Origin of the sequence: Herbiconiux sp. VKM Ac-2851 (assembly GCF_013205105.1) — a bacterium.
Classification (GTDB): domain Bacteria; phylum Actinomycetota; class Actinomycetes; order Actinomycetales; family Microbacteriaceae; genus Herbiconiux; species Herbiconiux flava.
This window is the reverse complement of the sequence record NZ_JABMLJ010000001.1, coordinates 302,699-324,882: the sequence shown is the minus strand read 5'-3', so window position 1 is coordinate 324,882 and position 22,184 is coordinate 302,699. Positions and strand designations below refer to the sequence as shown.

The 22,184-nt window shown below is 71.2% G+C and carries 21 protein-coding genes; 8 read left to right on the top strand and 13 right to left on the bottom strand.

The window, feature by feature from the left end:
- Window positions 1–9 precede the first annotated feature (9 nt).
- Genes HQQ85_RS01485 through HQQ85_RS01470 form a run of 4 tightly spaced genes read right to left on the bottom strand, consistent with a single transcriptional unit; the run spans window position 10 to window position 3,852 of the window.
- Window positions 10–825 carry an ABC transporter permease gene (locus HQQ85_RS01485; protein ID WP_216851398.1) on the bottom strand — a complete coding sequence of 272 codons (816 nt, stop codon included), beginning with the start codon at window positions 823–825 and terminating at the stop codon, window positions 10–12.
- Window positions 822–1,640, bottom strand: coding sequence for an ABC transporter ATP-binding protein (locus HQQ85_RS01480; protein ID WP_173180739.1), 819 nt, complete (start codon window positions 1,638–1,640; stop codon window positions 822–824). The genes HQQ85_RS01485 and HQQ85_RS01480 overlap by 4 nt, the downstream gene beginning before the upstream one ends.
- On the bottom strand, window positions 1,637–2,719 hold the full coding sequence (locus HQQ85_RS01475; RefSeq protein WP_173180738.1) for a zinc-binding dehydrogenase: 1,083 nt from the start codon (window positions 2,717–2,719) through the stop codon (window positions 1,637–1,639). Before HQQ85_RS01475 ends, HQQ85_RS01480 begins: the two co-directional genes overlap by 4 nt.
- On the bottom strand, window positions 2,716–3,852 hold the full coding sequence (locus HQQ85_RS01470) for an ABC transporter substrate-binding protein (protein WP_173180737.1): 1,137 nt from the start codon (window positions 3,850–3,852) through the stop codon (window positions 2,716–2,718). Before HQQ85_RS01470 ends, HQQ85_RS01475 begins: the two co-directional genes overlap by 4 nt.
- Window positions 3,853–4,073: 221 nt before the next feature.
- On the opposite strand from HQQ85_RS01470, the gene HQQ85_RS01465 reads away from it, so the two are divergent.
- The 5 genes from HQQ85_RS01465 (at window position 4,074) to HQQ85_RS01445 (ending at window position 8,664) form a co-directional block, all read left to right on the top strand.
- The gene (locus HQQ85_RS01465; protein WP_216851397.1) at window positions 4,074–4,496 is read left to right on the top strand and encodes a hypothetical protein; all 423 of its coding nucleotides are present in this window, start codon (window positions 4,074–4,076) and stop codon (window positions 4,494–4,496) included.
- A 133-nt stretch (window positions 4,497–4,629) separates the two neighbouring features.
- Window positions 4,630–5,742, top strand: coding sequence for an LLM class flavin-dependent oxidoreductase (locus tag HQQ85_RS01460; protein ID WP_173180736.1), 1,113 nt, complete (start codon window positions 4,630–4,632; stop codon window positions 5,740–5,742).
- Entirely contained in the window at window positions 5,739–6,386 is a 648-nt protein-coding gene (locus tag HQQ85_RS01455) for a cysteine hydrolase family protein (RefSeq protein ID WP_173180735.1), read from the top strand. The genes HQQ85_RS01460 and HQQ85_RS01455 overlap by 4 nt, the downstream gene beginning before the upstream one ends.
- The gene (locus HQQ85_RS01450; protein ID WP_173180734.1) at window positions 6,383–7,717 is read left to right on the top strand and encodes an NtaA/DmoA family FMN-dependent monooxygenase; all 1,335 of its coding nucleotides are present in this window, start codon (window positions 6,383–6,385) and stop codon (window positions 7,715–7,717) included. The genes HQQ85_RS01455 and HQQ85_RS01450 overlap by 4 nt, the downstream gene beginning before the upstream one ends.
- 95 nt (window positions 7,718–7,812) lie before the next feature.
- Complete coding sequence (locus tag HQQ85_RS01445) at window positions 7,813–8,664, top strand: endonuclease domain-containing protein (protein WP_173180733.1); 852 nt, start codon at window positions 7,813–7,815, stop codon at window positions 8,662–8,664.
- An 87-nt stretch (window positions 8,665–8,751) separates the two neighbouring features.
- Here HQQ85_RS01445 and ispG read toward each other — a convergent pair whose 3' ends face one another.
- The 5 genes from ispG to HQQ85_RS01420 form a co-directional block, all read right to left on the bottom strand.
- Window positions 8,752–9,903 (bottom strand): flavodoxin-dependent (E)-4-hydroxy-3-methylbut-2-enyl-diphosphate synthase, encoded by a 1,152-nt coding sequence (gene ispG, locus HQQ85_RS01440; protein WP_173180732.1) that lies wholly within the window; start codon window positions 9,901–9,903, stop codon window positions 8,752–8,754.
- 178 nt (window positions 9,904–10,081) lie between these two features.
- Window positions 10,082–11,413 (bottom strand): site-2 protease family protein, encoded by a 1,332-nt coding sequence (locus HQQ85_RS01435; RefSeq protein ID WP_173180731.1) that lies wholly within the window; start codon window positions 11,411–11,413, stop codon window positions 10,082–10,084.
- Window positions 11,414–11,539: 126 nt separating this feature from the next.
- A complete protein-coding gene (locus HQQ85_RS01430) occupies window positions 11,540–12,625 on the bottom strand; it encodes a 1-deoxy-D-xylulose-5-phosphate reductoisomerase (RefSeq protein WP_371741717.1) in 1,086 nt (361 codons plus the stop codon).
- Between the two features lie 410 nt (window positions 12,626–13,035).
- Window positions 13,036–14,019: an FKBP-type peptidyl-prolyl cis-trans isomerase gene (locus HQQ85_RS01425; protein WP_173180729.1), complete on the bottom strand. Its 984-nt coding sequence runs from the start codon at window positions 14,017–14,019 to the stop codon at window positions 13,036–13,038.
- Window positions 14,020–14,192: 173 nt separating this feature from the next.
- On the bottom strand, window positions 14,193–15,758 hold the full coding sequence (locus tag HQQ85_RS01420) for a DHA2 family efflux MFS transporter permease subunit (RefSeq protein WP_254069079.1): 1,566 nt from the start codon (window positions 15,756–15,758) through the stop codon (window positions 14,193–14,195).
- A 79-nt stretch (window positions 15,759–15,837) separates the two neighbouring features.
- Here HQQ85_RS01420 and HQQ85_RS01415 point away from each other — a divergent pair, with 79 nt between their 5' ends.
- Window positions 15,838–16,983: a glycoside hydrolase family 76 protein gene (locus HQQ85_RS01415; RefSeq protein ID WP_173180728.1), complete on the top strand. Its 1,146-nt coding sequence runs from the start codon at window positions 15,838–15,840 to the stop codon at window positions 16,981–16,983.
- Here the strand turns inward: HQQ85_RS01415 and HQQ85_RS01410 are convergent.
- Entirely contained in the window at window positions 16,980–17,411 is a 432-nt protein-coding gene (locus HQQ85_RS01410) for a hypothetical protein (protein WP_173180727.1), read from the bottom strand. The genes HQQ85_RS01415 and HQQ85_RS01410 overlap by 4 nt on opposite strands.
- A 13-nt stretch (window positions 17,412–17,424) precedes the next feature.
- The gene (locus HQQ85_RS01405) at window positions 17,425–17,892 is read right to left on the bottom strand and encodes an OsmC family protein (protein WP_173180726.1); all 468 of its coding nucleotides are present in this window, start codon (window positions 17,890–17,892) and stop codon (window positions 17,425–17,427) included.
- A 52-nt stretch (window positions 17,893–17,944) separates the two neighbouring features.
- On the opposite strand from HQQ85_RS01405, the gene gabT reads away from it, so the two are divergent.
- Both gabT and HQQ85_RS01395 read left to right on the top strand, forming a co-directional pair.
- Entirely contained in the window at window positions 17,945–19,312 is a 1,368-nt protein-coding gene (gabT, locus tag HQQ85_RS01400) for a 4-aminobutyrate--2-oxoglutarate transaminase (RefSeq protein ID WP_173180725.1), read from the top strand.
- Between the two features lie 41 nt (window positions 19,313–19,353).
- Window positions 19,354–20,358 (top strand): asparaginase, encoded by a 1,005-nt coding sequence (locus tag HQQ85_RS01395; RefSeq protein WP_173181671.1) that lies wholly within the window; start codon window positions 19,354–19,356, stop codon window positions 20,356–20,358.
- Window positions 20,359–20,463: 105 nt separating this feature from the next.
- On the opposite strand, the gene HQQ85_RS01390 is transcribed toward HQQ85_RS01395, so the two are convergent.
- Window positions 20,464–21,267, bottom strand: coding sequence for an ABC transporter permease (locus HQQ85_RS01390; protein ID WP_173180724.1), 804 nt, complete (start codon window positions 21,265–21,267; stop codon window positions 20,464–20,466).
- Complete coding sequence (locus HQQ85_RS01385; RefSeq protein ID WP_173180723.1) at window positions 21,264–22,175, bottom strand: ABC transporter permease; 912 nt, start codon at window positions 22,173–22,175, stop codon at window positions 21,264–21,266. The genes HQQ85_RS01390 and HQQ85_RS01385 overlap by 4 nt, the downstream gene beginning before the upstream one ends.
- Between the last annotated feature and the right edge of the window lie 9 nt (window positions 22,176–22,184).

The following is a 22,184-nucleotide window of genomic DNA, read 5'->3' as shown; positions in this document are numbered from 1 at the left end:
GTGCCGACGCTACCAGCGCACCACCAGGCGTTCGAGGAGCCCGACCAGACCGAGCAGCGCCAGCGTGGTGAGAGCCGAGAAGAAGATCGCCGCCCACATCTGCGGCAGGTTGAGGTACGTGGTCGCCATCACGATCACCGCACCGATCCCCTTGCTCGATCCGGTGAACTCCGACACCACCGCGCCGATCACGGCCGCCGCCACCGACAGACGCGCCCCGGCGAAGAGGTAGGGCAGGCTCGACGGCACCCGGAGCCGGAAGAACACCTCCGTGCGCGACGCCGACATCGCGTCGAACACCTCCAGGGCCTGCGGGTCGACCGCGCGGAGCCCGGTGATCGAGTTGATCAGGGTCGGGAAGAAGGCGCTGAGCGCCGCGACGATCACGTGCGGGATCTGATTGAACCCGAACGCCACCACGAGGGCAGGAGAGATCGCGACGATCGGCGTGACGTTCAGCAGCAGCGCCACGGGCATGATCGCGGCCCGCAGGAAGCGGAAGTGCACGATCGCGGCGGCCAGCAGCAGCGCGACGACCACGCCGATCACGAAGCCGAGGAGCGCGGCCTCGAGCGTCACGAGGAGGTTCTCGAGGTAGAACTCCGGCCGCCCCGCGATGTCGGTCACGATGTCCTGGATCGGCGGGAGCACGCTCTTGAACGTCGCCGCGGTCCACTGCCAGGCGATCGCGAGCAGCACGAACAGGGCCAGCGGGGCGCCGACCGTGAGCAGGGCCCCTCCCGTGCGCGAGGACATCCGCGGGCGGCTGCGGCGCGCGGGCGCGACGGCCACCGCGGGGTTCAGGGGATCGATTCCGACGGTCATTCGTCACCCTCCCAGGCGCTCCAGAGGATCTGTTTGACCTGCGCGACCTTGGCGGTGAACTCCGGCGTCTCCGTGAGCTCCCAGGTGCGCGGCCGGGGCAGGTCGATGTCGACCACCTCGCGGATGCGGCCCGGCCGCGGGCTCATCACCACGACCCGGTCGCTCAAGAGCACCGCCTCCATCGCCGAGTGGGTGACGAAGACGATCGTCTTGCGGTGGTGCTCCCAGAGCTCCAGCAGACGGATGCGCAGGGTGTCGCGGGTGAGCTCGTCCAGTGCCGAGAACGGTTCGTCCATCAGCATCAGCGGCGCCCCCTGCGCGAATCCGCGCGCGATCGAGGCGCGCTGCCGCATCCCGCCGGAGAGCTGGTCGGGGCGGGAGGCGCGGAAGTCGCCGAGTCCCACCTCCTCGAGGATGCCGACGGCGGCCTCCGGCCGCCGGGTGGTCGCACCGCTGCGGTCGGCGCGGGTGTTGACCACCGACGACAGCGAGGCGTTCGACTCGATGTCGAGCCAGGGCAGGAGCGCCGAGGACTGCGGGATCCACGCGATGTCCTTTCGCGCTGAGGCCTGTTTCGGGGTGCTGCCGAAGATCGAGATCTCACCCGTGGTCTGGGTGTCGAGCCCGGCGATCAGCCGCAGCAGCGTCGATTTGCCGCAACCCGACGGGCCGAAGAGGGTGATGAACTCCCCCTGCTCGATGGTGAGGTCGACGCCCGTGAGCGCCTCCACGGTCTTCTTGCCGCGGGTGTAGGTGCGGCCGACCCCGGTGAGTTCGATCTGCGCGGTCGTGTCGCTCATGGCTGTGTCGCTCATGCGGCGTCCTTCCGTTCGGGTGCGGTGGAGGTGGAGAACGACGGGCCGAGCACGACGATCTTGCCGAAGAAGGCGTCGCTCTCCAGCCGCGCCTCCGCCTCGGGAAGCTGCTCGAACCCCCACACGCTGTCGATCACGACCTCGAAGCGGCCGGTGCCGAACGCCGCGACCGCCGCCGCCATGTCGGCCCGGCTGTAGCTGCCGTGCCCGATGATGCTGCGGCCGCGCTGGTAGAGGTCGGGCAGGTGCAGCTCGGTGTCGAGCCCGTCGGTGGTGCCCGAGAGCACGACCCGGCCGCCGGCCCGGGTGGCGCGGAGGGCCTGGCCGAGGAAGCGGCCGCCGACGTGGTCCCAGACCAGGTCGGCACCCCGGCCGTCCGTGGCGCCGAGCACCTCGGCGACCCAGTCGTCGGTGGCCGTGCGGTCGATCACGAGCCGGGCGCCGCTCTGCTCGGCCCGCGTCTTCTTGGCGGGGCCCGAGACGAGGGCGATCACGTCGGCCCCGTGGGCGAGCGCGATCTGGATGCCCGCCGCCCCGAGACCCGAGCCGGCGCCGGGGATGACGACGGTCTCCCCCGCGCGCAGCCCGCCGGCTCCGAGCAGCCCTCGCCAGGCGGTCGCGCCGGCGACCGGCACGGCCGCGAGCCGCGCGAGCGAGTCGGAGTCGTCGGTCGCCACGTCCACCACGGTGCAGTTGCGCGCCGGGACCGTGACCAGTTCGGCCATCCCCCCGTCGCGCGTGGAGCCGATGGTCTGGAACGCCTCGCAGTACGTCGGCGTCTCGGCGAGGCACAGCTCGCAGCGTCCGCAGCTGACGACCGGATCGATCAGCACCACGGCACCGAGCAGGTCGTCCGCCGCTCCCGCCGCCACGACCTCCCCGATCAGGTCCATCCCCGCCACGTGGGGCACGGTCATGCCCGGGATGACGGGCTCCCGCCGCTGCAGCACGTCCAGACGATTGAGGGCGACCGCGAGCATCCGCACAGTCACCTCGTCGTCGGCGGGAGCGGGTGCGGCGACCTCGGTCAGCCGCCGCACCTCCGGCCCCCCGAACCCCGTCTGCAGCCAGGCTCTCACGGAGCGGGCCAGATGAGCTCGGTGCCGTCGTGGATGGCCTCGATGAAGCTCGGGTCGATCGCGGCCTCGACGTCGGGCTCGGCCTTGACGAGGTCGAACTGCACGAGCATGTCGGCCTCCGGCGTCCACTGCTCGACGGTCTCGCCGCCGATCGGCAGGCCTTCGGGCTGGCTCTCGTCGATCAGGCCGACCTCCGTGGCCCAGCGGGCGCGGCTCGACTCGAGGTCATACCCGGCATCCGACAGCGCCTCGGCGTACGACAGCGCCTCGTCGAGGTTCGCGTCGGACTCGTTGATCCAGTCGTAGGAGTACAGGCTCGCGCGCAGGAAGTCCTCGACCGCGGTGGGGTGCTCCTCCTTGAAGGTGTTGTTGACGATCTGGGTGTTGAAGGCCGACTCGATGCCGTACTCGGCCGGGTCCCACTCCGTGATGTCGTAGTCCTGGGCCTTGAGCGCCAGCGGCTCGTTCGACTTGTAGCCCGTCAGCGCCTGCACCTGGTCGTTCGGCAGGATGGTCGGGTCATAGCCCACCGACACCCAGTTGATCGTCGCCGGGTCGACGTCCTCGGCGAGGAACATCGCCTGGATCTGCGGCGGGATCGCACCCTTGTAGCCGGCGGTCAGGCCGCTGAAGTCCTTGAGCGACGCCGGTCCGCCGTCGGTCATCGTCATCAAGGTGATCGCCACGGTGTTGCCGTAGGTCGCGACTCCCGAGATGTCGGCGCCGTTGTCGATGGCGACGAGCACGTCGGAGGGGCTGCCGACCCCGGCGAACTGGGCGGTGCCGGCGCTCACGAGCTGGGCGTTGTTCGAGCCGGGCTGGAGGGTGACGTCGAGGCACAGGTCCTCGAACACCCCCCGTTCCTTGGCCGTGATCACGTCGAGGAGGCCGGCCGAGGCGACGTAGCCGAACGAGGTCAGGAAGGTGATCGGGCCGGCCGCCTCGTTCTCGGCGCAGCGCTCGGCGCTGATCAGGTCGCTGCCGCCCGAGGCCGAGGCGCTCGGCTCGGAGGCGGTGCTCGAGCCCGAGCATCCGGTGAGCACGAGGGCTGAGGCGGAGAGGGCCGCGAGGGCCACGAGGGGCTTGGTCTTCAGGAGCGAGGGCTTGGTCTTCAGGAGCGGTGCAGGTGACATACGAGGCCTTCCGAGAGGCGCCGGGGAGGTCCCGGCTGACTGGGGGGGGAATTTCGTGGAGCCGGCGTGCCCGTGATGGAGCTGCGTGAGCGATCGCGTGTTCGGCACACTAACAACACCCCGCGCCCCGATGTAAATCGTTTTATTTCGAGCGTGTAAAAGGTTCGTCACGGACTCTTTGCGCCGCCCGCGGCACTGGCATCCTGATCGCGGGTGGTGAGATGAACGAGACGGACAGCACGCGCTACGGCCCCGGGAGCCCGGAGGCCGAGGCGGCCGCGGCCCTCGCGGAGCACCTCGGCACCGCCCTCCGGCCCCGTCGGCTGACCCTCCCCGACGGCACCGCCGTCGAGGTCGAGGCGATGGACGCCGAGGGCACCGTCGTCGCCCAGTTCGTGCTCAACGGCGGGGCGGTGAAGTCGACCCTGCGCAACAAGGTGGCGGCCGATCTGTTCAAACTGGTCTGGGTGCGGCAGGCCCTGGTTCCGGATGCTCGCGCCGTGCTCTGCGTCAGCCCCACCGTCGCCACCCTCCTCGCCCGCCGCGGCTGGCTCGCCGCGGCCGCGCGCGACCTCCGCGTCGCCGTCCTCGTGGTGCTCGGCCCCGGGCGTGTGGAGCCGCTGACGGAGTCGTCCGCGGCGTAACCCGCCCGAAACGCGGGGTTCCTATACTCGGACCAGGCTGGACTCCGCGACGCAACCACGGTTCGCATCGCACGCTTCCCACCGTGTCCTGGTTCGTCGGCGTCCGCCGGCGCACTCGAACTGGAGGAGCACCATGTCCGCATCACCTGTTTCGCCCGTGCCGCCCGCGTCGCCTGCGTCGCCCGTGTCGCCCCGCGAGTACGGCGTCTTCCTGCCGAACGCTGCCGGCGGGTGGCTCGTCTCGACGACGGCCCCGTATCCGCCCGCCGACTACGACCACAACAAGCAGATCGCCCGCCTCGCCGAGGAGATCGGGCTCGACTTCGTGATGGCCATGGCGAAATGGCGCGGCTTCGGGGGCTCGACCGACCACTGGGGCGAGACCATCGAGTCGATGACGATGATGGCGGGCATCGCCGAGGCCACCGAGCGGGTGAAGGTCTGGGCCACGATCCATGCCAACATGCAGAACCCCGCGTTCGCCGCGAAGGTCTTCACGACCCTGCAGCAGATCAGCCACGGCCGCGCCGGCATGAACATCGTCAACGGCTCCTACGCCGACGAGTTCGAGCAGATGGGCATCTGGGACGCGGGAATGACGAAGGACGAGCGCTACCGCATGACCGCGGAGTGGGCCCACCTCGTCACGCGGCTCTGGAGCGAGGACTCGGTGACGCACGCCGGTGAGTTCTACACCCTCACCGACTGCCAGTCCCGGCCGCATCCGGTCACGAGGCCCGAGATCATCAACGCCGCGACCTCGCCGGCGGGCCGGGCCTTCCAGGCGCAATACGCCGACGGCGCGTTCCTCGGTGCCGACACGCTCGAGGACATGCGGGCCTCCTCCCGCGACGTGCACGACCGCGCGGCCTCGCTCGGGCGCTCGGTCAAGACCTACGCGATGCTCACGGTCGTGCTCGGTGACACGGATGCCGACGCCACCGCCCGGGCCACGGAGTACGGCCGCGGGCTCGACCGGGTCGCCCTGGCGAACATGCGGAAGTCGTGGGGCATGCCCGAGGAGCGGGCGCTCGCCTGGGCGGAGGGAGCCGACGGCGAGCAGGCCTTCCAGACCGTGTACGTCGCGGGCGGTCCGTCGAGGGTCGTGGAGCACATCGCGACCGTGATGGACACCGCCGAGCTCGACGGGCTGATGCTGATCTTCCCCGACTACCTGGCGGATCTTCCGGTGTTCGGGGAGTCCGTGCTGCCGGAGCTGCGGAGCCTCGAGGGGGTGCGGGCATGAGCGGGGACGAGGACGTGCGGGGGGCCGGGTTGCGTGCCGCCGGGCATCCGGTGCTCGTGCTGGTCGACGTGCAGCGGGACTTCGCCGACCCGGCGCTCTTGGCCGAATGGGGTGTCGACGAGGCGGGCCTCGCCGCGGTCGACGCCGCAGTCACCCGGTGCGGCGAGCTCGTGGACACCGCGCGACGGCTCGGCGTGCCGGTGGTCTGGGTCGAGCTCGCCTACGACCCGGCCCGGCCGTGGCGCGCGAGCGCGTGGCTGCAGACCGGGAGCCTCGACTCCCCCACCGACGCCTTCCCCTGCGTGGCCGGGAGCCCGGGCGCCGAATGGTGGCGGCTCGCGCCGGCGCCCGGAGAGCCGCAGGTGCCGAAGCGGTTCTACAGCGGCTTCGCGCAGACCTCCCTCGCCGGCGTGCTCGACGAGCTGCAGGCCGGCTGGCTGGTGGTCGCCGGGCTGACGACCGAGTGCTGCATCCAGGCGACGGCGACGGATGCGGCCCAGCACGATCTGCCGGTCGTCGTCGCCCGGGACGCGACGGCCGCCTACGACGTCGCCCTGCACGAGGCGGCGCTCGCGAGCATGGCGCTGAACGTCGCCGACGTGCGGAGCGTCACCGACATCGAACGACTCTGGAGCGCCGCATGACCGGGATGCACACCGCCTTCGACCTGTCGTTCGCCCACACCGAGGGGCGCTGGGCTCGGCCCGGGTCGTGGATCGGCGCCGGCTTCCCCGACGTGCGGATCTACCAGGAGATCGCCCGCACCGCCGAGCGCGCCGGGGTCGACCTGCTCTTCTTCGGCGACGGCAGCGGCATCCCCGACACCTGGCGCGGTTCGATGGACGCGGCGCTGGAGTGGGGCATCCAGTGGCCGCGCCACGACATGAGCCCGGTCGTGACGTCGATGGCCGCGGTCACCGAGCACATCGGCTTCGGGCTGACCTACTCGTCGACCTTCCTGCATCCGTTCACCGTGGCCCGGCTGCTGAACTCGCTCGACCACGTGACGAACGGGCGCATCGCCTTCAACGTCGTGGCGTCGGCGCGCGGGGCGGACGCCGCCAACTACGGCTTCGACGAGCGGATGGACCACGACGAGCGCTACGACCGGATGAGCGAGTTCATGTCCGTCTGCCGGGCGCTCTGGGCATCCGTACCGGCCTCGGCGATCATCGCCGACCGCTCGTCGGGACGGTTCGCCGACCCCTCGCAGATCGCCGCGATCGACCACGTCGGGCGGTACTTCCGCGTGAAGGGGCCGCTGGCCAGCATGCCGAGCCCGCAGGGGTCGCCGGTGCTCGTCCAGGCGGGCAACTCGCCGAAGGGCATCGCGACCTCGGCGGAGTTCGTGGAGCTCGTGTTCGGCTTCGGCGGGAGTGTCGCCGGCCAGCAACGGCACCGTTCTGCCCTGGACGCGGCGCTCGTCGCCGCGGGGAGGGACCCCGCCTCGGTCGGGATCCTCTGGGCGACGCAGGCGATCGTGGGGCGGAGCGCCCGCGAGGCGGCCGCTCGGCGCGACGAGGTCGCGGCGTTCTGGCACGAGGAGGCGGTGGGGGCGTTCCTCTCGCACAACGTCGGCTTCGACTTCTCGACGCTGCCCGGGCGCTTCACCCTCGGCGAGCTGATGGACGAGGTCAAGCGCGTGCAGGGCGCCCAGGGCGGCTTCGTCGGGGCGCTCGTCGCCGAGCTCGGGCCGTCGGCGTCGCTCACACGGGCGGAGCTGTTCGAGCACGGCTGGCGGCACGCGACCGGGCTCGACCACACGCTCTGCGGAACGGCGTCCTCCCTCGCCGACGAGCTCGAGCAGAACTTCGCCGCCACCGGTGCGCGCGGCGGTTACATGTTCGCCAGCCCCCTCGCCGCGCCCTCGGGCGTCGCCGACCTCGCGGAACTCCTGGTGCCCGAACTCCGCCGCCGCGGCGCCCTCGCGCCCCGCTACCCCGGCCCCACCCTGCGCGACAACCTCCGCCCCTGACCCGCCCGCTCCTGCACAGACGCGGCCGGCGTTCGGCCGTCCACCACCTGCGTGTCGCCCTCACCGGCCGTCGCTTCGGCCACCATCCTCGGTGGATGATCGAGCAGCTGGCGGCGGCGGGAGGGGTGGCGTCAGTGTCGGCGCTTGCCGGGCGCGGGATCTCTCCGCGGGAGGTCGACGCGGCCGTGCGGGCCGGCACGATCCGCCGACTGCGACGCGGCTGGGTAGCCCTGCCCGACGCCTCGGCCCTCCTGGTCGATGCGGTCACCATCGGCGGCGCTCTCAGCTGCACCTCGCTCCTCGACCACCGACAGGTCTGGACGGCCCATGATGACCGGCTGCACGTGCGGGTCGCGCCGCATGCCGGCCACTCCCGCTCGGTGGATCGCGCTGCACGGTTGCATCGCTCGGCGCTGATCGCCCCACCGCGCACCGCGTTCGACGACGTCGCGACCGCGCTCGCCTGCGCATCCCTGTGCCAGTCGAGGCTGGATGCGGTCGTGTCGCTCGACTCGGCGCTCGGCCAGGGCCTGGTGACGATAGCCGAATTGCGACGGGTCTTCGCGCCTCTGTCGGCGGTGCACCGCGACCACCTGCTGCTGGTCGACCCCGCCTCCGGCTCGGGCCTCGAGACCAAGGCCAGGTTGCGCATCCGGAGTCGGCGGGTGCGCCTGCGGAGCCAGGTTCAGATCGAGGGCGTCGGCCGGGTCGATCTGCTGCTCGGCGACCGTCTGGTGCTCGAGCTGGACGGGTACCGCTGGCACTCGTCGAGGACGGCATTCGAGGAGGACCGACGCCGTGACCTCGAGCTCGCTCGGCGCGGGTACCGCGTGCTCCGGCTCAGCTGGCGGCAGGTCACGTTCGACTGGGACGCGTGCGAGCGGGTGATCCTGCAGCTCGTGCGGGCGGGCGAGCACCGATGGCCGCCGGGCGGCCGCCGCGCGTGACCCGGCACGTCGGTACGGGAGGAGAATCGGGCCCTTGACCCGTATATGGGGTCAACGACAGCATTCTCCTCCCGTACCGACCGTCGGTCAGACGGTGACGACCTCGGGGGCGCCGAGCTCGCCCGGGGGCATCTCGGCCGCGAGGCGGTTGGCCTCCTCGATCAGGGTCGCCACGATCTCCGACTCGGGGACGGTCTTGATGACCTCGCCCTTGACGAAGATCTGGCCCTTGCCGTTGCCCGAGGCGACGCCGAGGTCGGCCTCACGGGCCTCGCCGGGGCCGTTCACGACGCAGCCCATCACGGCGACGCGGAGCGGCACGGTCATGCCCTCGAGCCCGTCGGTGACGTCGTTCGCGAGCTTGTACACGTCGACCTGCGCGCGCCCGCAGGAGGGGCACGACACGATCTCGAGCTTGCGCTCCCGCAGGTTCAGCGACTGCAGGATCTGCAGCCCCACCTTGACCTCCTCGGCCGGCGGGGCCGACAGCGAGACGCGGATGGTGTCGCCGATGCCCTCCGACAGCAGGATGCCGAACGCCGTCGCGCTCTTGATCGTGCCCTGGAACGACGGCCCGGCCTCGGTGACCCCGAGGTGCAGCGGCCAGTCGCCGCGCTCGGCGAGCAGACGGTACGCCTTCACCATGACGATCGGGTCGTTGTGCTTGACCGAGATCTTGAAGTCGTGGAAGTCGTGCTCCTCGAACAGCGACGCCTCCCAGACGGCGCTCTCGACGAGCGCCTCGGGGGTCGCCTTGCCGTACTTCTCGAGCAGGCGGGGGTCGAGCGAGCCGGCGTTCACGCCGATGCGGATCGAGACCCCGGCGGCCTTGGCCGCGGCGGCGATCTCGCCCACCTTGTCGTCGAACTTGCGGATGTTGCCGGGGTTCACGCGAACCGCCGCACATCCCGCGTCGATCGCGGCGAACACGTAGTTCGGCTGGAAGTGGATGTCGGCGATCACCGGGATCTGCGACTTCTTCGCGATGATCGGCAGCGCCTCGGCGTCATCGCGCGAGGGCACGGCCACGCGCACGATGTCGCAGCCCGAGGCGGTGAGCTCGGCGATCTGCTGCAGGGTGGCGTTGATGTTCGGCGTGGGCGTCGTGGTCATCGACTGCACGCTCACCGGGGCGTCGCCGCCCACGAGGACCTTGCCGACCTTGATCTGGCGGGACTTCCGACGGGGAGCGAGGGTTTCGGGCGGGGGTTTGGGCATCCCCAAGTTGACTGCAGGCACGGGTTCAGTCTAGATCCGTCGGCTGGATGCACGGTCAGCGCGGTCCGTATCCTGGGTGTTCGCCGAGCCTCGGCCGATAGGCGGCAGGCCCCGGTGACGAGCGGATGCGCGGCCGGAGCGGTCGGCGCCGACGACGTGGCGGGTCACGGTGACGAGCGGATGCGCATCCGCTCGCCCGTCAGCCGAAGAGGTCGATCGGCTTCACGATGTCGGCGTACACGAGCAGCGCTGTCATGCCGCCGAACAGGATGACGACCGCGAACGTCAGCGGCATCAGCTTCGCCGCGTCGACCGGTCCCGGGTCGGGGCGCTTGAAGAGCTTGGCGACGAAGCGGCGGATGCCCTCCCAGAGCGCCGACACGACGTGACCGCCGTCGAGCGGGGTGAGCGGTACGAGGTTGATCACGAGCAGCGCGATGTTCAGCGAGCCGAGGAGGCCGAGCAGGCTCGCGGCCTTGGAGGCGAGCGGGATCGTGTCGATCGAGGCGATCTCGCCGGCGACCCGGCCGACGCCGACGACGCTGATCGGGCCGTTCGGGTCGCGCTCACCCGAGCCGAAGGCGGCCTGCGCGACGTCGTAGAGGCGCTGCGGGAGGTTTGCGACGAGGGCGACCGTGTGGCCGATGTTCTCGCCGATGAACGCGGGCACCGCGGTGATCGGCTGGGGCACGAGCTCGCTGGCGGCGCCGATGCCGACGAAGCCGACCTCCTCGGTGAGCTCCTGTCCGTCGGGGCCGGTGGCGATCTTGCCGTCGTCGCCGTAGACGTAGCGCTCGGTGAGGAGCGGCGTGAGGCTCAGGGTCTGCTCAGCGCCGTCGCGCTCGACCACGACCGGGAGGGTCTCGCCGGCGGCGTCGCGGATGATCGCCGTCGACTGCTCCCAGGTGTCGATCGGCGTGCCGTCGATGCTGACGAGGGTGTCGCCCGGCTGGAGCCCGGCCGCGGCACCGGGCGAGGGCTGGTCGCCCGTCTCGCAGCTCTGGCGTTCGCTGGTGGCGGGCAGCACGCAGGCCGAGACGCTGCCGATGGTGGTCGAGGACTGCGCCGTGCCGAAGCCGACGAGCGTGATCGAGAAGAAGAGGACCGCGAGCACGAGGTTCATGAACGGCCCGCCGAGCATCACGATGACGCGCTGCCAGACGGGCTTCCGGTAGAAGGCGCGGTCGTCCTCGTCGACGCCGATGGTGAGGTGGGACTGCTCGCGTGCATCCTGAGCCATCGACTGGAAGAAGCCCGTGCTGTTCGCCACCGCCTTCTGGCCCTGGCGGCGCGGCGGGAACATGCCGATCATCGAGATGTAGCCACCGAGCGGGATGGCCTTGAAGCCGTACTCGGTCTCGCCCTTGCGGCGCGAGAACACGGTTGGGCCGAAGCCGATCATGTACTGCGTCACCTTGATGCCGAACAGCTTCGCGGGCACCAGGTGGCCGACCTCGTGCAGGCCGATGGAGACGGCGAGCCCGACGGCGATGATGAGCACGCCGAGAATGAACTGCAGGACCGTTTCCACACGAGGACACTACCCGCCGCTCCGATGGCGGCGCTGATCGTTGGCTGAACGGATGCTCGACGCGCGTGCTTCTCTCTCGCCTCCGCCCCTTCGGGGTTGCTCGGCGGCCGGCTGCCCGACGGGCGGCTAGTGCGCGGCGATCAGCTGGTCGGCGGTAGACCGCGCCCAGAGCTCGGACTCGGCGAGGGACTCGCGCGTGACCGTCTCCCCCGGCATCTCGTGCGCGTCGACGACCCGCTGCACCGTGTCGACGATGTCGAGGAAGCCGATCCGCCCCGCGTGGAACGCCGCCACCGCCTGCTCGTTCGCCGCGTTGAACACGGCCGGGAAGCTGCCGCCCGCGCGCCCGACCTGCTTCGCCAGGGCGACGGCGGGGAAGGCGACCTCGTCGAGCGGGGCGAAGGTCCAGTCGTGCTCGGCGGTCCAATCGAGCGGGGTGCCGACGCCGGCGACTCGGTTCGGCCAGTCGAGACCGAGCGAGATCGGCAGCCGCATGTCGGGAGGCGATGCCTGGGCGATCGTCGACCCGTCGATGAACTCGACCATCGAGTGCACGACCGACTGCGGATGCACGGTCACCTCGATGTCGGCGTAGGCGACGTCGAACAGCAGATGCGCCTCGATCACCTCGAGACCCTTGTTCACCAGGGTGGCGGAGTTGGTGGTGACGACGAGGCCCATGTCCCAGGTGGGGTGGGCGAGGGCCTCGCCGGGCGTCACGTCCTTCATCTGCTCGCGGGTGCGGCCGCGGAAGGGGCCGCCGGAGGCGGTGAGCACGAGCCGGGAGACCTCGTTCGCCGTACCCGACCGGAGCGCCTGGGCGATGGCCGAGTGCTCGGAGTCGACGGGCACGATCTGCCCTGGACTCGCGGCGCTGCGCACGAGGTCGCCGCCGACGATGAGGCTCTCCTTGTTGGCGAGGGCGAGGGTGCGTCCGGCTTCGAGGGCGGCGAGGGTCGGGCCGAGGCCGACGCTGCCGGTGATGCCGTTCAGCACGACGTCGGCGTCGATGTCGCGCACGAGCTGCTCGGCCTCGATCTCGCCGAGGCCGGTGTCGGCGACGCCGAACTCGGCGGCCTGGGCGTCGAGCACCGTGCGGTTGGATCCGGCGACGAGGCCGACCACCTCGAAGCGCTCGGGATTGGCCCGGATCACATCCAGCGCCTGAACGCCGATGGAGCCGGTGGAACCGAGGATGATGACGCGTCTCACCCCGCCATCATGACGCATCCGCCCTGGTTGCGCTGGGGCGGGTCGCCGATGGGCCGCCTGCTGCCGTCGCGCACGCCCGGCGGGTGCCGAGCGCATGGTGAGGTCGCCAGCCGGCTCCCGTGCGCGAACGCCCCACCGGTCGCAGAGGGGCGGACGACCGGCGACCGTGGGTGGGCTGCGACCGCGGGTGGACCGCGACCGTGGGGTGGACCGCGAACGCGGGTGGACCGCGACCGTGGGTCGACCGCGACCCCGGGCGGACCGCGACCCCGGGTCGACCGCGACCGCGGGTGGACCGCGACCGCGGGGTGGACCCTGACCGCGGGTGGAGCGCGATCTCGGCCGCGACCGCAGACGGGGCCGGCCTCGGTGGAGGTCGGCCCCGTCGGGGTGGTGCGGTTGCGGGCGGGCTACGCCGAGGCGCTCGCCAGGATGTCGACGACGAAGACCAGGGTGTCGGTGCCCGAGATGCCGGCGGCCGTGTTGCCCTCGCTGCCGTAGCCGAGCTCCGGCGGGATGACGACGAGCACCTGGGATCCGACGGTCTGGCCGACGAGAGCGGCCGAGAAGCCCTTCACGACGCCCGTGGTCTGGAACGTGGTTGGGCCGCCGGTGCCCCAGCTCTGGTCGAAGACCTTGCCGGTGCCCCAGATGACGCCCTGGTACTGCACGGTGACGTTGTCGCCGTCGCCGACGACCGCGCCGTCACCCTTCTTGAGGGTCTCCATCTCGAGCTCGGTCGGCGGGTCGGCGTCGGGGATCGTGACCGTCGGGGCGCCGTCGTCGGCGAGCTCGACGGTGGGGAAGCCGTCCTGGGCGGGCTGGTCGACGCCGTTCGCGCGGTCGGGGATGATCGCCTCGACGTCGGCCACCATGACGAGCGAGTCGCTCGCCGCGACGCCGAGCGACTCGTTGCCGGTGTCGCCGAACGCCTCGGCCGGCGGGATGACCGCGACGACGCGCGAGCCGACCGTGCTGCAGAGCACCGCCTTCAGGAGCCCCGGGATGTACTGGGTGTCGTCGGTGCTGAGCTGCAGCGCCGTGCCGCCCTCGTCGAGGGTGGAGAAGACCTTCGTGCCGCTGGTGCCGTTGTACACGGTGAAGTCGACGGTGGCGGTCATGCCGGTCTCGATGGTCTCGCCGTCGCCCTCGATGGCGATGCTGCGCTCGGTGGTGTCGACGTTCAGCGGGCCGGTGAAGCTCGTGGTCGGCAGGGCGCCGAAGTCGCCGGTGACGGTGACGGCCTTCGAGGCGCTGCCATCGGTGGCGCACTGGACGGCGTCGGCGGCCGGCGACGACGTCGCGTCGTCGGACGAGGGGGTCGAGGCCGAGCAGCCGGCCAGAAGGAGCGTGGCGGCGACGGCTGCGGCGGCGAAGGCCGGGAGTGAGCGCATGAGTCCTCTTCGTGACAATGGGGGGATGCGCCCAGTCTCGCCCAGCCTCCTTGCAGCAAGCTGGTGACGCGCTGGGAGCGGCCGTCGCCGTGGGCGCATGCCGACCGTTTTCGGCGCCACGTCGAACTCGCGGGCGCGGCGCGCTGCCCCGCGGCAGGCGCCGACCGATGGGGTCAGGTGATGGGCTCGCCCGGGGCGGGCGCGTGAGTCGGTGCTGAGGCGGGCGCAGTCGACGCCGAGGCGGGAGCGGCGGGGGCGGGCGCTGGCGACGTAGAGGCGGGAGCGGTCGACGCCGAGGCGGGAGCGACGGGCGTGGGCGCCGGCGACGTCGGCGCGGGAGCGACGGGGGTGGGTGCATGCGACGTCGGCGCGGGGGCGGCGCGCTTGGGGTTCTGGATGCCTGCGAGGGAGACGAGGCCGCCCGCCACGAAGAAGATCGCCGTGACGAGCACCACGCGGTGGAAGCCCTCGAGGTCGAGCACTGCAGTGCCGGCGATGAGGCTCGCGAGCGCGACCGCGATGAGGCCCGCGACCCGGGAGACCGCATTGTTCACCGCCGAGGCGATGCCCGAGCGCGCCGGATCGATGGCGCCGAGGATGGCCGCCGTCAGAGGCGCGACCGTGATCGCCATGCCGAGCCCGAAGACCACGATGGCCGGCAGCACCTGGGTGAGGTAGTCGGCGCTCTCGTCGACCCGGAGCATCAGCAGGAATCCGGCACCGGCGAGGATCGGCCCCACCGTCATGAACAGCCGCGGCCCGATGCGGCCCGACAGCCGCCCGAACAGGGAGGAGAGGCTGATCAGCAGCAGGCTCGTCGGGATCATGGCGAAGCCCGCCTCGGTGGCGGTGTAGCCGGCGACCTGCTGCAGGAACACGGCGATGCTGAAGAAGCCGAGCGAGAGCGCCCCGTAGATGAGGAACGTCGACACGTTGCCGACCGAGAAGTTGCGCACCCGGAACAGCGACAGCGGCAGCATCGGCTGCGACGCCCGCCGCTCGTGCACGAGGAAGGCGGCGAAGGCCAGCACGCCGACGATCAGCGGCACGAGCACGACCGGCGAACCCCAACCGAAGTTCGCCTGCTCGATCAGCGCGAACACCGGCAGCCCGAGCCCGAGGATGCCGAGCACGGCGCCGAACACGTCGATGCGGGCGCCCGTGGTGTGGTGGGCGTCGTTCGGCAGCTTCGCCACGAGCACGACGGCCACGATGATCGGCAGCACGTTGATGCCGAACACCAGCCGCCAGGTGAACTGGTCGACGAGCACGCCGCCGAGGATCGGGCCGGCGATGTTGGCCACGCTGGTGAACGCCGTCCAGGTGCCGATGGCTCGGCTCTGGGCGGGCCCGCTGAAGTTCGCGAGGATGAGCGCCAGAGACGACGGCACGAGCAGTGCCCCGGCAACGCCCTGCAGCCCGCGCGACACGATCAGGAACTCGATGGTGGGCGCGAAGGCGCAGGCCAGCGATGTGACGCCGAACCCGAGCAGCCCCACGAGGAGCACCCGCTTGCGCCCGAACACGTCGCTCAGCGACCCCGCCAGCAGGATGACCGCGCCGAGGGTGATGAGGTAGGCGTCGACCACCCACTGCTGCGACGACAGCTCGCCGCCGAGCTCGCGGCTGATGGCGGGCAGCGCGACGTTGATGACCGTGGCGTCGAGGAACGAGATGAACGCGCTCAGGATCGCCACGACCAGCACCAGGCGCTGGGGGGAGGACATCTTCTCGGCCATCTGCACAGTCTCGTGCATCCGTGCCCGGCCGACGACAGCAGGATGTCGAATGTGCACCGATCCGCCGTAGGGTGTGGCTGTGCAGGAGGAGACGCGAACCGCTGCCTCGTACGCCGCCGACCGGGCCCAGCGCACCCTCGACCACCACTTCCAGGCGATCCTCATCCCGGGCCTGGCGCTGAACATCTCCCCACCCCGGCTGCGGCATGCGTTGCAACTTCTCCCCCTCAACCACTGGTGGCTCTCGCACCTCATCGACGCCCGCCTCGACGCCTTCCACCGCACCGGCGACGAGCGCCGCCTCCGCCAGGCCGAGAGCGTGCTGCGCCTGCTGAGGATCCGCAACCGCGGCCTCGCCAACGACTACTTCGACGACATGGGCTGGCTGACCCTCGCCCTGATCGGCCTCTTCGACGCCACCGCCGACGCCCAGCACCTCCGCGACGCCGCGTCGCTCTGGCAGCGCATCCGCACCCGTGGCTGGAACGACCTCGAGGGCCCGAGCGTCGCCTGGCGCGAGCAGCAGCCCGCCTACAAGAACGCACCCAGCAACGGCACCTTCGCCCTCGCCTCGGCCCGCCTGCACGCCCGCACGGGTGAGCCGCGCTACCGCGACGCCGCCGACGAGACCGTCGACTGGCTCGAGCAGCGCCTCGTCGCCGACGACGGCACCGTGCTCGACGGCGTTAACCGCCAGGGCGACCACCGCGTCGACGCCGACTGGGTCTTCAGCTACAACCAGGGCGTGGTCGCCGCCGCGATCCTCGAGCGTGCCTGGGTTCCGGATGCTCCGGCCGCCGCCGCCCGCGTCACCCGCGCCGCGCTCCCCCGCCTCGCACCGCACGGCCTCGTCGAGAACGAGACGGCCCGGGCCGACCACCCCGGCGGAGGCGACGCCGGCCTCTTCAAGGGCATCCACATCCGCTACCTGACCGAGGTGGCTGCCGCGCTGACTGCCGGGCCAGATCGAGAGGCACTCATCCACTTCATCACCGGGTCCACGGATGCCCTGATCCGCACCCAGTCCGCTGAGAAGACCGGCCGCGTCGGCGACGACTGGAGCCGCCCTGCCCCACCGGTCACGTTCCTCTCCACGCAACTCGCGGCCACCCTCGCGCTCGAGGCGCGCTGGCGCCTGGACCGCGCGGCACCGGCCGCGACCCCGGCACCGACCGCGGCACCGGAACAGGCCCAGACCACCGGCCTGCCTCCGACCCGCGCCTAGCCCCGCTCCACCACGTGCACCTCGAGCCGAGGCCGCGCGCCGTCAGGCGCAGCGACCTCCACCGTCACCGTCCGCGCGAGATCCACCCCGGGCGGCCCGACGAGCGGCCGGATGCCCGCCACCTCCTCCACCGCGACGACGAACCGCTGCCACCCCGGCCGATCCGGCGCGGCACCCGCGCCCACGTCCGCACCCGCACCCGCACCGCCCCCGCCGGGAAACGACGGATCGGCGATCGACGCCCGCACCCGCACCGCCCCGGCAGAACTCACCGCGACCGCCGTCAGCTCCACCGTCCGGCTGATGGCCGACTCCGCAGCGTCCCCGGCGCCGACCAGAGCCACGGCCTCCGCCCGGAACGCCTCCCCGAGGGTCCCCCGAAGCGTCCGCCCGACCAGGACGAGGTGCACCGCATCCAGGCCGCTCATGCCGTCGGAACAGTCAGCCGACGACGACGCGCGGCTCGTGCCGCACCGGGAAGTTCACCGAGTTGGCGATGAAGCACGCCTCGCCCGCCTCGTGATGCAGGGTCGCGAACAGCTCGTCGTCGAGAGGCGCCGAGACGGTGACGACGGGACGGAGCGTGACGGAGGTGAACCGGCCCCCGTCGCCCTGCTGCTCCATGGTGCCCTGCGCGGCATCCGTGTAGTCGGTGACGATCACCCCGTGCTTCACGGCGACATGCAGGAAGGAGAGCATGTGGCACTCGGCGAGGGCGGCGAGCAGCAGCTCCTCGGGGTTCCAGCGGTCGGCGTCGCCGTGGAAGGTGCGGTCGGCCGATGCTTCCAGGTCGTGCTTGCCGGCCGCCGTGATGACGCTCTGCCGGCCGTACTCGCGGTAGCCGCTCGTGCCGCTGCCGCGATTGCCAAGCCAGGCGACATCGACGCTGTAGTGATGCTCACGATTCACCCGGCCATGCTAGCGCGGGGCCGCAGGAAGGCTGGCCTAAACTCAAAGGACTATGACTGACATCCTCGACACCCCGGTCGCCACCCCCGTCTACACGGTCCCCCAGGAGCGGAAGATCGTCACCGCCGTTCCCGGCCCGAAGTCCGAGGAGCTGCACCGGCGACGCCTGGAGGTCGTGCCGCCCGGTGTGTCGAGCGCGCTGCCGGTGTACATCGCGAAGGCGAACGGCGCCATCCTGGTCGACGTCGACGGCAACCAGTTCATCGACCTCGGCGCCGGCATCGGCGTCACCACGATCGGCCACACCGAGGCCTCGGTCGTCGCGGCCGCCGCGGCCCAGCTGCAGGACGTGACGCACACGCTGTTCACCATCACGCCTTATGAGGAGTACGTGCGGGTCGCCGAGCTGCTCGCCCAGCACACCCCCGGCGACTTCGCCAAGCGCACCGTGCTCGTGAACTCGGGCGCGGAGGCCGTCGAGAACGGCGTCAAGATCGCCCGCAAGCACACCGGCCGCAACGGCGTCGCGGTGCTCGAGCACGCCTACCACGGCCGCACCAACCTCACGATGGCCATGAACTACAAGGCCTCCCCCTACGCCACCGGCTTCGGCCCCTTCGCCGGCGACGTCTACCGGGCGCCGAACTCCTACCCCTACCACGACGGCCTCTCGGGCGCCGAGGCGGCGGCCCGCACCATCGCCTACCTCGAGAAGACCGTCGGCGCCGCCGACCTGGCCTGCCTCGTGGTCGAGCCGATCCAGGGCGAGGGCGGCTTCGTCGTTCCGGCCGACGGCTACCTCACCGCGCTCCAGGAATGGTGCACCGCCGAGGGCATCGTGTTCATCGCCGACGAGATCCAGTCGGGCATGGCCCGCACGGGCGAGTACTTCGCGAGCACCCACTTCGGCCTCGTGCCCGACATGGTGCTCTCGGCCAAGGGCATCGCGGGCGGCCTGCCGCTCGCCGGCGTCACCGGCCGCGCCGAGATCATGGACTCCGCCCAGCCCGGCGGCCTCGGCGGCACCTTCGGCGGCAACCCGGTCGCAGCCGCCGCCGCGGTGGCCGTGTTCGAGTCGATCGAGTCGAACGGACTGCTCGCCGAGGCGGCCCGCATCGAGACCGCCCTCGTCGGGGGCCTCACCGAGCTGCAGCGCAAGTACGACATCATCGGCGAGATCCGCGGCATCGGCGCGATGATCGCGATCGAACTCGTGCAGCCCGGCACCGCCGAGACCACGAAGGCCCCCAACACGGATGCCGTCAACGCCATCGTGTCCTACGCGACCCAGCGGGGCGTGCTCGTACTCACGGCCGGCACCTACGGCAACGTGCTGCGCTTCCTGCCGTCGCTCGCCACGAGCGACGCGCTGATCGCCGACGCGCTGTCGGTCATCGACGAGGCGTTCGCGCAGCTGTGAGCGGGCAGCACGCGCGGGTCGAGCCGGTGAGCGAGGCCGGGATGCGCGGGGCCGACACACCCGGAGACGGCACCCCCGGCACCGCCGATTTCGCCGAGTCGGTCGAGCTCGCCGTGCTCGAGCGCAACGGCTTCGTCGAGTCGCGCCACATCGGCTCGGCCGTCGTGCTCGACGCCGCCGGCGAGGTCGCGATCGCGGTCGGCTCCCCCGAGCTGCCCGTCTACCCGCGCTCGTGCATGAAGCCGTTCCAGGCCCTCGCCGTGCTCGAGTCGGGCGTCGAGCTCGACCCGGTGCAGACCGTGCTCGCCACGGCGAGCCACGCGGCCACCCCCGAGCACGTGCGCGTGGTCGACTCGATCCTCGAGAAGGCCGGACTCGACGCCGACGACCTCGGCTGCCCGCCCGACTGGCCGGGCGACTCCGCCGCGCGTGACGGCGTCATCCGGGCGCACGGGCATCAGGAGCGCATCCTGATGAACTGCTCGGGCAAGCACGCCGCCATGCTGCTCGCCTGCGTGCAGAACGGGTGGGACACGGCGAGCTACCTCGACCCGGCGCACCCGCTGCAGCAGCGCATCCTCGCCGTGGTCGAGCGCGAGACCGGCGCTCCCGTCGCGCACTCGGGGGTCGACGGATGCGGTGCTCCCGTGCACGCGATGTCCCTGGTCGCCCTGGCCCGTGGCATCGGCCGTCTGCGCCGGGCCACCGAGGGTCCGGCGAAGCAGCTCACCGAGAGCATCCTCGCGAACGGGTGGGCGATCGACGGGCCGGGGCGCGCGAACACCGTCGTGATCGACCGCCTCGGCGTGGTGGCCAAGCTCGGCGCCGAGGGCGTCATGGTGATGGCGACGCCGGACGGCGCATCCGTCGCCCTGAAGATGCTCGACGGCAGCCTGCGTGCGGCCACGGTCGTGGCGCTCGAGCTGCTCGCCCGGCACGGCTCGCTCACCCGCGAGCAGGTCGCCGACCTGACGCCTGAGCTCGGCCTCGCGGTCTACGGCGGCGCGAACCCCGTGGGCACCATCCGCATCTCCCCCACCCTGTAGCCCGGCCTCGCGACCCATCGAGCCGTCGCAAGTCGCCCTTTCGAGCCTAGGAGAGGGCGATTTGCGACGGCTCGATCGACGAGCGGGGTAACCCGAGAGAAGGCGTCAGCCCATCTGGCGCGCGAGGCGCTTCGCCCGCGCCGCCCGCGAGACCTGCGTCACCACGACGATCACGATCGCCAGCAGGAACACCGCCGACGCGATCACGTTCACCTGCGCCGGGATGCCGCGGGCCGCCGCGATGTAGATGAACTTCGGGAAGGTGTCGACCGCGCCCGAGTTGAAGTTCGTGATGATGAAGTCGTCGAACGAGAGCGCGAACGACAGCAGCGCCGCCGCCGCGATGCCGGGGATGAGCAGCGGGAACGTGATGCGCCAGAACACCTGCCCGGGCGAGCCGTAGAGGTCGCGGCCCGCCTCCTCGAGCGCCGGGTCGAGCGATGCAACACGCGCCTTCACCGTCACCACGACGAAGCTGATGCAGAACATGGTGTGGGCCAGGATGATCGTGCCGAGCCCCTTCTCGGCGCCCACCGTGAGGAACTGCGCGGCGAGGCCGGCGCCCAGCACCACCTCGGGGGTCGCCATCGGCAGGAACAGCAGCAGGCTGATCGCCGACCGCGCCTTGAACCGGTAGCGCACCAGCGCGATCGCGATCAGGGTGCCGAGCGCGGTGGCGAGCACCGTCGCGACGAGACCCACGAGGATGCTGTTGCCGAACGCCTCGCAGAGCCCCTGCGTGTTGCAGACCGTGAGCCACTTGTCGAGCGTGAAGCCCTGCCAGGCGATGTTGAGCTTGCCCGAGTCGTTGAACGAGAACACGAAGGTGTACGCGATCGGGATGAGCAGGAAGACGAGGGCGATGATCGTGTAGATCCAGAGCCCGAGGCCCTTCGTGCGGCGGTTCATACGAGGTCCTCCGTTCCCGAGCGGCGCACGTAGACGCCGACGATCACCAGGATGACCGCCATCAGCACGATCGACAGAGCCGCGGCCGCGGGGTAGTTCTGCAGCACCAGGAAGTTCGCCTCGATCGCGTTGCCCACCATCGCCGTCGACGACGAGCCGAGGAAGTCGCGGCTCGCGTTGATGTAGTCACCGGCCGCCGGGATGAAGGTCAGCAGCGTGCCCGACACGATCCCGGGCATCGACAGCGGGATGGTGACCTTGCGGAAGACCGTGAACGGGCTCGCGTAGAGGTCGGCGCCCGCCTCGATGTACCTGAGGTCGAGCCGTTCGAGCGTCGCGTAGAGCGGCAGCGTCATGAACGGGATGAAGTTGTACGTCAGACCGAAGATCACCGAGAAGGTGGTGCCGGTGAGATGCCCGTCCGAGGGCAGGATCGCGACCGCCTTGAGCGCCTGCACGATCGGCCCCTCATCCGACATGATCTGCTTCCAGGCCAGGGTGCGCAGCAGGAAGCTGATGAAGAACGGGGCGATCACGAGCGTCAGCAGCAGGCTCTGCAGAAGCGGCCAGCGCCGCGCCTTCACGCCGATCACGTAGGCGATCGGGTAGCTGATCACGAGCGCCAGCACGGTCGCGACGAGCGCATAGCCGAACGCGCGCAGGATGAGCGGCCAGTACTCCCCCACCGAGTCGGTGTAGTTCTGCCAGTTGAAGCCGGCCTGGTACTCCCCGATGTCGCCGTCGAGCACGGGCTGCTGGAACGAGGTGAGCACCAGCGAGATCAGCGGGGTGAGGAAGAAGAGAACGAGGTACAGGATGCCCGGCAGGAGCAGCACGAGCGCGATGAAGCTCCGCTTCCTCGGCGCCTGTTCGACGGCCGGGGTGGAGGCGAACGCGGTGAAGGCCATGCCCGCGCC

Bases quoted from the DNA above. Each gene is read 5' to 3' on its own strand.
- HQQ85_RS01485 (WP_216851398.1), bottom strand. From the start codon at position 825: ATGACCGTCGGAATCGATCCCCTGAACCCCGCGGTGGCCGTCGCGCCC.
- HQQ85_RS01480 (WP_173180739.1), bottom strand. From the start codon at position 1,640: ATGAGCGACACAGCCATGAGCGACACGACCGCGCAGATCGAACTCACC.
- HQQ85_RS01470 (WP_173180737.1), bottom strand. From the start codon at position 3,852: ATGTCACCTGCACCGCTCCTGAAGACCAAGCCCTCGCTCCTGAAGACC.
- HQQ85_RS01465 (WP_216851397.1), top strand. From the start codon at position 4,074: ATGAACGAGACGGACAGCACGCGCTACGGCCCCGGGAGCCCGGAGGCC.
- HQQ85_RS01460 (WP_173180736.1), top strand. From the start codon at position 4,630: ATGTCCGCATCACCTGTTTCGCCCGTGCCGCCCGCGTCGCCTGCGTCG.
- HQQ85_RS01455 (WP_173180735.1), top strand. From the start codon at position 5,739: ATGAGCGGGGACGAGGACGTGCGGGGGGCCGGGTTGCGTGCCGCCGGG.
- HQQ85_RS01450 (WP_173180734.1), top strand. From the start codon at position 6,383: ATGACCGGGATGCACACCGCCTTCGACCTGTCGTTCGCCCACACCGAG.
- HQQ85_RS01445 (WP_173180733.1), top strand. From the start codon at position 7,813: ATGATCGAGCAGCTGGCGGCGGCGGGAGGGGTGGCGTCAGTGTCGGCG.
- HQQ85_RS01425 (WP_173180729.1), bottom strand. From the start codon at position 14,019: ATGCGCTCACTCCCGGCCTTCGCCGCCGCAGCCGTCGCCGCCACGCTC.
- HQQ85_RS01420 (WP_254069079.1), bottom strand. From the start codon at position 15,758: ATGGCCGAGAAGATGTCCTCCCCCCAGCGCCTGGTGCTGGTCGTGGCG.
- HQQ85_RS01410 (WP_173180727.1), bottom strand. From the start codon at position 17,411: ATGAGCGGCCTGGATGCGGTGCACCTCGTCCTGGTCGGGCGGACGCTT.
- gabT (WP_173180725.1), top strand. From the start codon at position 17,945: ATGACTGACATCCTCGACACCCCGGTCGCCACCCCCGTCTACACGGTC.
- HQQ85_RS01395 (WP_173181671.1), top strand. From the start codon at position 19,354: ATGCGCGGGGCCGACACACCCGGAGACGGCACCCCCGGCACCGCCGAT.
- HQQ85_RS01390 (WP_173180724.1), bottom strand. From the start codon at position 21,267: ATGAACCGCCGCACGAAGGGCCTCGGGCTCTGGATCTACACGATCATC.
- HQQ85_RS01385 (WP_173180723.1), bottom strand. From the start codon at position 22,175: ATGGCCTTCACCGCGTTCGCCTCCACCCCGGCCGTCGAACAGGCGCCG.